Annotated in this window: 7 protein-coding genes; 3 read left to right on the top strand and 4 right to left on the bottom strand. The window is 42.8% G+C overall.

Translation table 11 applies throughout. The features are described 5' to 3' along the window. Positions 1–139 precede the first annotated feature (139 nt). Together ACM0OX_RS28375 and ACM0OX_RS28370 are read right to left on the bottom strand one after the other, a co-directional pair. A complete protein-coding gene (locus ACM0OX_RS28375; RefSeq protein WP_414518324.1) occupies positions 140–850 on the bottom strand; it encodes a TIGR04283 family arsenosugar biosynthesis glycosyltransferase in 711 nt (236 codons plus the stop codon). After that, the gene (locus ACM0OX_RS28370; protein ID WP_414518323.1) at positions 847–1,248 is read right to left on the bottom strand and encodes a CU044_2847 family protein; all 402 of its coding nucleotides are present in this window, start codon (positions 1,246–1,248) and stop codon (positions 847–849) included. Before ACM0OX_RS28370 ends, ACM0OX_RS28375 begins: the two co-directional genes overlap by 4 nt. 294 nt (positions 1,249–1,542) lie before the next feature. Here ACM0OX_RS28370 and ACM0OX_RS28365 point away from each other — a divergent pair, with 294 nt between their 5' ends. The 3 genes from ACM0OX_RS28365 to ACM0OX_RS28355 all read left to right on the top strand — a co-directional run bounded on the left by ACM0OX_RS28365 (position 1,543) and on the right by ACM0OX_RS28355 (position 6,484). Continuing rightward, positions 1,543–4,473 (top strand): pentapeptide repeat-containing protein, encoded by a 2,931-nt coding sequence (locus ACM0OX_RS28365; RefSeq protein WP_414518322.1) that lies wholly within the window; start codon positions 1,543–1,545, stop codon positions 4,471–4,473. A gap of 315 nt (positions 4,474–4,788) precedes the next feature. Beyond that, on the top strand, positions 4,789–5,367 hold the full coding sequence (locus tag ACM0OX_RS28360) for a Uma2 family endonuclease (protein ID WP_414518321.1): 579 nt from the start codon (positions 4,789–4,791) through the stop codon (positions 5,365–5,367). A gap of 412 nt (positions 5,368–5,779) precedes the next feature. After that, the gene (locus tag ACM0OX_RS28355) at positions 5,780–6,484 is read left to right on the top strand and encodes a Uma2 family endonuclease (RefSeq protein ID WP_414518319.1); all 705 of its coding nucleotides are present in this window, start codon (positions 5,780–5,782) and stop codon (positions 6,482–6,484) included. A gap of 67 nt (positions 6,485–6,551) precedes the next feature. Here the strand turns inward: ACM0OX_RS28355 and ACM0OX_RS28350 are convergent, their stop codons facing one another. Beyond that, entirely contained in the window at positions 6,552–8,048 is a 1,497-nt protein-coding gene (locus ACM0OX_RS28350) for an aldehyde dehydrogenase family protein (RefSeq protein ID WP_414518317.1), read from the bottom strand. A 361-nt stretch (positions 8,049–8,409) separates the two neighbouring features. Next, positions 8,410–9,291, bottom strand: coding sequence for a pentapeptide repeat-containing protein (locus ACM0OX_RS28345; RefSeq protein WP_414518316.1), 882 nt, complete (start codon positions 9,289–9,291; stop codon positions 8,410–8,412). Positions 9,292–9,495: the final 204 nt, after the last annotated feature.

The following is a 9,495-nucleotide window of genomic DNA, read 5'->3' as shown; positions in this document are numbered from 1 at the left end:
CCTTCTGAGGCTCGATGTTGACCTTCTGAGGCTCGATGTTGACCTTCTGAGGCTCGATGTTGACCTTCTGAGGCTCAACTTTAAAATTTACACCTCAAATCCAATGCCCCTAAGATATACCACCTAAATGAGAAACAGCTTAAAGCCTCTTAAATTTTTCTCGGCGATACCAGCTACAAATTCGCTCAGGTGAAACGCCGAGCAAATAAGCAATAATTACTATTTGATTAAGTAAAGTAGTTTTCAATACTCCCTTTTGCAACCATCTACGGGCTGAGGTGACAACTGGTGTGGGAATAATTACAACACGTCCGATGCGTTTTAAACGACGCATGAGTTCAAAGTCTTCCATGATAGGCAATTCGGGAAAGCCGCCTATTTGCTGAAATATTTCCTTTGTTAAAAAAATTGCTTGGTCGCCATAAGGCATTTGGTAAAAATGCGATCGCACATTTACTCCCCACTCTACCCATTGTAAACTTAAACGTGACGCGTCAATCCGCAATTTAAAAGCACCAGCTACAGTCCCCGGTTGTTGTAGCGCTGTGCAAATCATCTCATCAAACCCAGTTGGTAAACGGGTATCTGCATGGAGAAATAACAGAATCTCGCCACTAGCCGCTACAGCACCCGCGTTCATTTGCACAGCACGACCGGGAGATGATGAGATAACTTTGACATTTAAAGACTGAGCGATCGCAACAGTATCATCACTAGAGCCACCATCGACTACAATGACTTCTACATCTAGATTGGCTTGAGTAGTAGCAATGGCTTTTTTAATATTCCCCGCTTCATTAATAGCCGGAATAATAATCGAAATTTTAGCAGCGCCAATACTTTGACTCATGATTGCTGAGTTTTCTTTTCCGGTTGGTCAGGAAATGAACACTCTACCGTTACCTTCAGATTACTTTCAGCCGTGCCTTTAGTTATGTAAGGTATACCTGCTTCACCGCCAACTTTGATGCCAAATTCTAGAGTGACTTTATCAATATTAGCAACAGGGATTTTCTTAAAAGCATTGAGTGAATAAACAGTGTAAGCCCGAATTGTACCTTCAATTGCTTGGAAATTTTGCACTATCTGTTTTTGTGCAGCATTAGCATCCCATCCCTTATCAATTAGCGCTTCTTCCTCTCCCTCTGGAGAAACTTCGGTAATGACTGATGGTGCATCTACGTTATTTGTGGCTTCAATGTAAATAATCGTGCCATCTTCTAACTGAATAGGTGTGAGTTGAGTCATGGGGTAATTTTGCCTAAAAGAATTGCGTGTAGTCAATTTAACGCGAAATGGGCAGTTAGAAAACGCGTTTAGACAAAGGAAGCCAGGGCGAATGGAATTCGCGGCTACACAAACAAAGTCCGCCTCCGCGGACTAAAGAAAAATCAAGGTTTTGAAACCCACGGAGGTGGGTTTTGCCTGTGTAGACGCGGTTTATAACCGCCCGTTTAACTCTATACATTTTTACGGAAAATGCGGTAAATTTCTTGTAGAAGCTGGAAATAATTCGGCACAACTATCATAAAGCTTACTAAGATGAGTCGAGACGCTTTGGTGGTGGGAATTAATACGTATGACCGCTTAAAGAGTCTCAACGCACCAGCTGCCGATGGTGAAGCGATCGCTCAAATCTTACAACAATATGGGGAATTTCGGGTAACGCGGCTCCCAGCAGTCAAAGACAACGAAAACCAGACGATTCGCATTGGTAAGCAAACTAAAGTTAGTTTAACTCAGTTAGAAAGAGCGATCGTCCAATTGTTTAAGCCAGACGGTAAGCCGCCAGACACAGCACTGCTGTATTTTTCTGGTCATGGATTGCGGAAAAATTTAGGGATTCAGGAAGGCTTTTTAGCGACAAGTGAAGTCAACCCCGATGCGGGTAATTGGGGATTATCTTTGCAATGGCTGCGGCGACTGCTGCAAGAAAGTGAGGTAAGACAACAAATTGTAATTTTGGATTGCTGCTATAGCGGAGAAGTGCTAAATTTTGCAGAGGCAGATCCAGGCGATCGCGGTAAAGGTAGAGACAGGTGTTTTATTGCGGCTTCTCGTAATTTTGAAGTAGCTTTTGAAGAAATTAACAGCCAACACAGCGTTCTCACCGCCGCACTGCTGAAAGGTTTGGAACCAAAACAAGACCGTTGGGTGAGTAACTACACTTTAGTAGACTTGCTCAATCAAGAACATCACCCATTTCCGCAGCGTCCCATTTTTGCTAACTCTGGTGAAGCCATTAATCTCACCCGCAAATGGAATTCCTCCCCTGTTAACTCCACAGTACAAGTATCAGCTACTTGTCCTTACAAAGGGTTGTCTTATTTCGATTGCACAGAAGCAGATGCCAACTTATTTTATGGCAGAACAGCGTTAACCGACGAATTATTAGAAAAAGTGCGATCGGGTAATTTCCTCGCTGTGTTGGGAGCATCAGGAAGTGGTAAATCTAGTGTTGTTAGAGCAGGTTTACTTTATCAATTGAAGTTAGGACGTAGGTTATCAGGTAGCGATACTTGGCAGTTAAAAATATTTCGACCAGGGATTAACCCCTTACAAAATTTAGGACTGGCATTTGTAGAATCAGAATTATCAGATATTGAACGCGCATCACAATTAGCAAAAGCAGAAGAATTAATTGCCAAAGGCACAGTTGGTTTAGGACAGATGATTACTGCCGCACAAACTCAGCGTGTGGTGTTAGTGGTAGACCAATTTGAAGAAACTTTTACTCAATGTCAAGACATTACAAAACGACAGCAGTTTTTTGAATGTGTGCTAGATGCTTTACAACGAGATGACAATAAACTCTGCCTCATAATCACAATGCGGGCTGATTTCTTTGGTAAATGTCTGGAACAAGAGTATGGCGGACTAGCTAAGAAGATTCAAGAGCATTTAGTAACAGTAACACCGATGAATCGGGAGGAATTAGAAACAGCGATTATCAAACCTGCCCAACAGGTGAACTTAGCAGTAGAACCGGAATTAGTTTCTCAAATGATTGCAGATGTAGAAGATTCACCGGGGAGTTTACCGTTGTTGCAGTACACGCTAACAGAACTATGGCAGCAAAGAACTGAAGAACGGTTAACCCTGACTACCTATAGCAAACTCGGTGGAGTCAGGGGAACCCTGCAAACACGCGCCACACAAGTTTATGAATCATTATTACTTGAAGAACAGCAAGCAACAAAGCGCATTTTTTTAGAATTGACGCAGTTGGGAGAAGGAACAGAAGATACGCGTAGACAGGTTGTGCAACGAGATTTAGTTACTTCACAGCATCCAGAAGCTCTGATTAATAGAATAATTCAACGGTTAGCTGATGAGAATCTAGTTGTCACCAGTACCTTAATAGAGAAAGGATCGGGCTCTGGTCAAGTTGCTGTGGTAGATGTGGCTCATGAAGCATTGATTCGCCATTGGTCGCTATTACGCAAGTGGATTGAGGAAAGTCGAGATATCCTGCGACAGAAGCGGAAAATTGAAGCGGCGGCTGTGGAATGGCAAGATAGGAGAAAGGCTAAAGATTACCTGCTTCAGGGGAAGCGGTTAAGAGAAGCAGAAGATTTTCATAAACAACAAACTGAGAACTTAAGATTATCTGATCTAGCTGCTGAGTTTATTCAAACTAGTGTCAGACAAACGCGGAATAATCGCTTTAGATCCGTTGGGTTTTTCTTAATTATTCCGCTGGTTGCGTCAGTAGTTCTGGGTATTGTAATTGAAAAACAAATTAGGATAAGACAACTTTGGCAGCAAGTCGATGCTGTTAAGGGAAAGGAGTATAGTCTAGTAAGAATTCAAGGACTGGAAAAGCTGGTACAAGCTGGTGAGAGCTTAACTAATAAAGATTTCAGCGGTGCCAACCTCAGCCGTGCCAACCTCAGCGATGCCGACCTCAGGAGTGCCGACCTCAGCCGTGCCGACCTCAGCCGTGCCAACCTCAACGGTGCCAACCTCAGCAGTGCCAACCTCAGCGATGCCAACCTCAGCCGTGCCTACCTCAACGGTGCCTACCTCAGTGCCAACCTCAGCGGTGCCAACCTCAGCGATGCCAACCTCAGCTATGCCGACCTCAACAGTGCCAACCTCAGCGATGCCAACCTCAGCGGTGCCAACCTCAGCGATGCCGACCTCAGCAGTGCCGACCTCAGCGCTGCCAACCTCAGGAGTGCCAACCTCAGCGATGCCGACCTCAGCGGTGCCAACCTCAGCAGTGCCAACCTCAGCGCTGCCAACCTCAGAGGTGCCAACCTCAGAGGTGCCGACCTCAGAGGTTCCTACCTCAGCAGTGCCAACCTCAGCGCTGCCAACCTCAGCGGTGCCGACCTCAGGAGTGCCTACCTCAGCGATGCCAACAACCTGACTCCTGAGCAAGTTAAATCTGCTAAAAATTGGGATAAGGCAAAATACGACAAGGATTTTCGTGCCAAGCTTGGTTTACCACCAGAACCAGCTAAGTGAATACTTTGGGGTTGCGTTTTTACTTCTAACCAATCTTGCAATGCAACTTTTTGCAAACTTTTTGAAAAAACGGTGTTGAAGAGCGATCGCTCTTTTCAGAGATTGCCTTGCTGGTAATGAGTTTTTATAATTAGGCGATCGCACCAAACAAAGACGAACCCTGCATCTAGTCTGAAAAAATGGTGTTCAAGAGCGATGCCTGGGTTGGGCTACGCCTACGCTTGACTCTGAAATTCATTGCTAAGATGTCTTGATACAATTAGTTTGTGGTAAAAAGCTTCATTAAATTTTGATGTCATCCCCAATATAGTTACTATGACAGCGATCGCCATCAACTTAAACCCCATCATCCAACTCACCGACAATCAATTTTATCAGTTGTGTCGTGAAAACCCTGAAATCAAATTTGAACGCAATGCAAGGGGAGAACTTCTAATCATGCCACCCACAGGCGGAGAGACTGGAAATCTTAATATTGAAATTGCGGCAGATTTTGTGATTTGGAATCGTCAAACTCAACTAGGAATTTGCTTCGATTCTTCCACTTGCTTTAAATTGCCTAATGGTGCAAACCGTTCTCCTGATGTCGCTTGGATTAGAAAAGAACGATGGGATACACTTACACCTGAAGAGCAAGAAAAGTTTCCACCTATTGCACCAGACTTCGTTTTAGAGTTAATGTCACCCAGCGATTCTTTGAAAGAAACCCAAGAGAAAATGCAGGAATATATCGATAACGGGGTTAAATTAGGTTGGTTAATTAATTCAAAATTACGTCAGGTAGAAATCTCCCGTCTTGGTCAACCAGTGGAAATATTAGAACATCCAAAAGAATTATTAGGTGAAGATATCTTACCAGAATTTACTTTAAATTTAGCAATAATCTGGAGATAAATATTAATTTATGACAGCATCAAAAAGCGATGCCTGCGGCGGGCTACGCCAACGCAACACTCAAAGATTGCTTTACTGGCTGGCAATGAGTTTTTATAATTAGGCGATCGCACCAAACAAAGACGAACCCTACATCTAGTCTGAAAAAATGGTGTTAAAGAGCGATCGCACTTTTCGGAGATTGCTTTGTTGGCAATGAGTTTTTATAATTAGGCGATCGCACCAAACAAAGACGAACCCTACATCTAGTCTGAAAAAATGGTGTTCAAGAGCGATCGCACTTTTCGAGATTGCTTTGCTGGCAATGAGTTTTTATAATTAAGCGATCGCAGAACCCTGAAGTCACTTCCGGGAATTCTGCATCTAGTCTGAAAAAATGGTGTTAACTGATAACTGTCAACCACCAAGTATTATGTATAATTACAATCCTTTAGACTGCCTACCTTCATCGGCGGAATTACCAGATTCTGATGATACCCCTGTGGATAACGAACTACAAATATTAATTCCTAATTTATTGTTAGCCATCTTAGCCTCGATTTGGCAAACCCGTGATGACTGGTTTTTCGGTATCAACATGGGAATTTACTATACACCATTACAACCAGCTATAGTCCCCGATGGGTTTTTGAGTTTAGGTGTTGAACGTTTTGTTGGAGAAAACGGACGTTCTAGTTACGTTTTCTGGGAAGAAGAAGGGATTACGCCCATTTTAACTTTAGAAGTTGTTTCTCAAACTTACAATGGCGAATATGAACAAAAGAAAATAGATTATGCCCAATTAGGCATTTTATATTACGTCATTTATGCACCAACGCGGCTACGTCGTAAGCGTCAACGTTTAGAAGTTTATCGCTTAGTTGAAGGTAAGTATACTTTACAACTTGGCGATCAAATTTGGATGCCAGAAATTGGTTTAGGGATTGGACGAGAACAGGGTACTTATCAAGGAAGAACACGAGAATGGCTGTTTTGGTATGACCAAGATGGTAACAGATACCAAACTCCAGAAGAGGTAAACGCACAACAGCAACAACAGCTAGAACAAACTCAGCAGCAGCTTCAAGAACTTTTAGCCAGATTACAACAACAAGGAATTGACCCAAATTTACTATGAACTACCCCTAGCTCAAACTTTCGCACAGCCAGAGGTAGTTCATTATCTGAGGTGTATTTGCAGATAACTAACTGCGGTTATCTATCTGAGCGCGTTGCAAACTTCCAGAGAAGTCAACATAGACACTTTTCCATTCTGTGAAAACGTCCATTGCAGTAGTTCCAGCTTCGCGGTGTCCGTTACCGGTTTGTTTCACACCACCAAAGGGCAAGTGTACCTCTGCGCCAATAGTCGGGCCGTTAATATAGGTGATACCTGCTTCGATGTCGCGCATGGCAGTAAAAGCCCGATTGATATCGCGAGTGTAAACTGAAGAAGAAAGACCATAATTGCTATCGTTGAGAATTGCGATCGCATCCTCAAAAGAACTAACCTCAATCAATACCACCACTGGCCCAAATATCTCTTCACGGGCAACGCGCATATCAGGAGTTACATCATCCAAAATAGTTGGTTGAAAGAAGTAACCGTTTTTCAATGAGCCTTCACTAGCAATTTCTCCACCAATTAAAACTTTTGCTCCTTCTTCACAAGCAATATCCAAATACTTCCTCACCTGTTGGAGTTGCTTTTCATTGATTATCGGGCCAATATCTGTATCAGAGTCATTGCCAGCACCCAAGCGTAACTTACTAGTACGCTCATAAAGCATCGCAGTAAATTTTTCTTTGATATCACGATGCAAAATCAAGCGACTGGTAGCCGTACAGCGTTGCCCAGTTGTCCCAAATGCTCCCCACACTGCACCATCGAGAGCAAGTTCTAAATCCGCATCTTCCATCACCACTTGAGCATTTTTACCGCCCATTTCTAAACAGACACGCTTGTGGGTGCGTCCGCAAGTAGCGCCGACAAAAGCACCCGTTTCTGAAGAACCGGTAAAGGATACTAAATCAACATTGGGATGCTCAACTAAAGCTTTTCCCACCTCTTCTCCCACACCATGCACCAAGTTAATTACTCCTGGTGGTAAACCTGCTTGTTGAAAAATCTCAATCAATTTAGTTGCACAGGCGGAGGTATCTTCGGCAGGTTTGAGGATGACTGTATTGCCACACACCAAGGCTGGCATAGCTTTCCAGCAAGGAATTGCCACAGGGAAATTCCAGGGAGTAATTAAGGCGCAGACTCCGATGGGCATCCGCACAGTCATGGCAAATTTATTGGACATTTCCGAGGGTGTGGTTTGCCCAAATAGTCGCCGTCCTTCGCCAGCACTGTAAAAGGCGCAATCAATACCTTCTTGGACATCTCCCCTGGCTTCTGTCAAGGGTTTACCCATTTCTCGACTGATTAGTTGGGCAAGTTCTTCTTTATGCTGGAGTAATATTTCCCCAACGCGAAAGATGTATTCTGCCCTAGCTGGGGCCGGGACTTTGCGCCAACTGCGGTAGGCTTTACGGGCTGCGGCTACTGCTGTATCGACATCCTTCACTTGCGAACGTGGAAATGTTGCCACCACTTCGGTTTTGTCAGCAGGGTTGCGACTTTCTAAGGTTGCTTCTCCTACAGCACTCAACCATTGGCCATCTATATAATTGCGGCAAGATAGCGGAGTTGTCATCTTGAAAATCTCCGGCTGATGATCCACTGAAACTTGTGTATTAAGTTTGCTTGCTTTTTAGGTTATCGTCAAGTCAGAATTCATGAGTCAGGTTTTTATCTTACACAAAGGCAAGGCAGCCCAGCTTTACAGATTGAGAGGACTTTTCAAACGTCCTCTTCTTAATAGCAAAACGTTTTAGATTCCCTAAATCCTCCACACCACTTGCTTTAAGTCGGCAGAGATGCCCAACGCAGTGGCTTCCATAAAAAAAGGGGGATCAATAAGTGCCTAAAATCACAGCTAACCACTTTTCAAATAACCTCTGTTAGCATCCGCTGCATTGCATTCATTCAGCTAGCTGCATTTTTAACCTAAACTGTTAACATCCATTATTTCGATTACTTCCGTCTTGCATGATGGTTCTACAAAAGATTGCACCATCAAAACAACACCTGTGGTCATCATCTTTCATATATGCTTCTTCAAAACTTGCATCACTTAAATTAACGGCAATGAAGGAATTGTCAGCTAAACCTGCCTCCTTAAAAACAGCGCCACTCAGGTCGGCAAAATCAAAAAAAGATGTTTGAATTCTTGAGCTTTCAAAATTGCAGTTTCTCAAGTCAGCATAACGTAATTCAGAGTCTGTAAGCCACGACGAATGCAGAACACTACCGCTCAATCTGATTCCTGTCAAATCTAAAGGGTGCTCTAATGTGAAAGTTCTTTCTCCTGAATCATAGCGTTTTTGTAATGACTCAACAGCCTCGCTAGGGTGATAATTATAACTCTCAATATCTCCATTGGGCAATATGGTTTCATGAAAAATTACGTCAGTGTAATTCCAATCCCAATTAGCATTTTTGAAAATTGTTTGGCGACAGAACGAACCTGCTAAGTTACATTTTTGTATTGTCGCTGACGTTAAATTTGCTCTAACTAGACTAGAGTCACAAAGAAACGTTTTGGTTAAATCAGTATTGGTTAAATTACTTTCGTTAAAGTTAGTTGCCTCTATTTGTGAGTTACTTAAATTAGCATTGGTTAAATTGGCAGAACCTAAGTAGCAAAACCTCAGATTAGCATCGCTTATGTTTGCACTGCTTAAATTGGTTCCCATCAAACAAGTGGATTCAAGCCAAGCTTGATTGAGATTGATGTCACTCAAATCAAGGTGATTTAGCTGAAGACCTTTCAAAACGACTTTAGAAAAATCTCGTTCTCCTGATTCATAACGTCTGAGAAACTCTTCAGCGTTCATTGCACACCTCAAAATGCGATAAAAATCACTGCTTTTTACACAACTATCGTACTAATTTAGCGAAAATATATTCTAAGCAATCTCTTAAAGCGATTACCGCGCAAGGAGTTACCCAGTATCGGCGCCTGAAAGCCTTATCTTCAACAAGAATCTCATTCTAAGTTAGCATCTATAGGACTCCGATTTGATTTCTGAAAATATACT

The organism is Nostoc sp. PCC 9305, from assembly GCF_963920915.1.
Classification (GTDB): domain Bacteria; phylum Cyanobacteriota; class Cyanobacteriia; order Cyanobacteriales; family Nostocaceae; genus Nostoc.
Note: the sequence above shows the minus strand (reverse complement) of the source record. Positions and strands in the feature narration are given on the sequence as shown.

What these genes read in the sequence shown, in the direction of transcription:
- ACM0OX_RS28345 (WP_414518316.1), bottom strand. Translation starts at nt 9,291, where the DNA reads ATGAACGCTGAAGAGTTTCTCAGACGTTATGAATCAGGAGAACGAGAT.
- ACM0OX_RS28375 (WP_414518324.1), bottom strand. Translation starts at nt 850, where the DNA reads ATGAGTCAAAGTATTGGCGCTGCTAAAATTTCGATTATTATTCCGGCT.
- ACM0OX_RS28365 (WP_414518322.1), top strand. Translation starts at nt 1,543, where the DNA reads ATGAGTCGAGACGCTTTGGTGGTGGGAATTAATACGTATGACCGCTTA.
- ACM0OX_RS28360 (WP_414518321.1), top strand. Translation starts at nt 4,789, where the DNA reads ATGACAGCGATCGCCATCAACTTAAACCCCATCATCCAACTCACCGAC.
- ACM0OX_RS28370 (WP_414518323.1), bottom strand. Translation starts at nt 1,248, where the DNA reads ATGACTCAACTCACACCTATTCAGTTAGAAGATGGCACGATTATTTAC.
- ACM0OX_RS28355 (WP_414518319.1), top strand. Translation starts at nt 5,780, where the DNA reads ATGTATAATTACAATCCTTTAGACTGCCTACCTTCATCGGCGGAATTA.
- ACM0OX_RS28350 (WP_414518317.1), bottom strand. Translation starts at nt 8,048, where the DNA reads ATGACAACTCCGCTATCTTGCCGCAATTATATAGATGGCCAATGGTTG.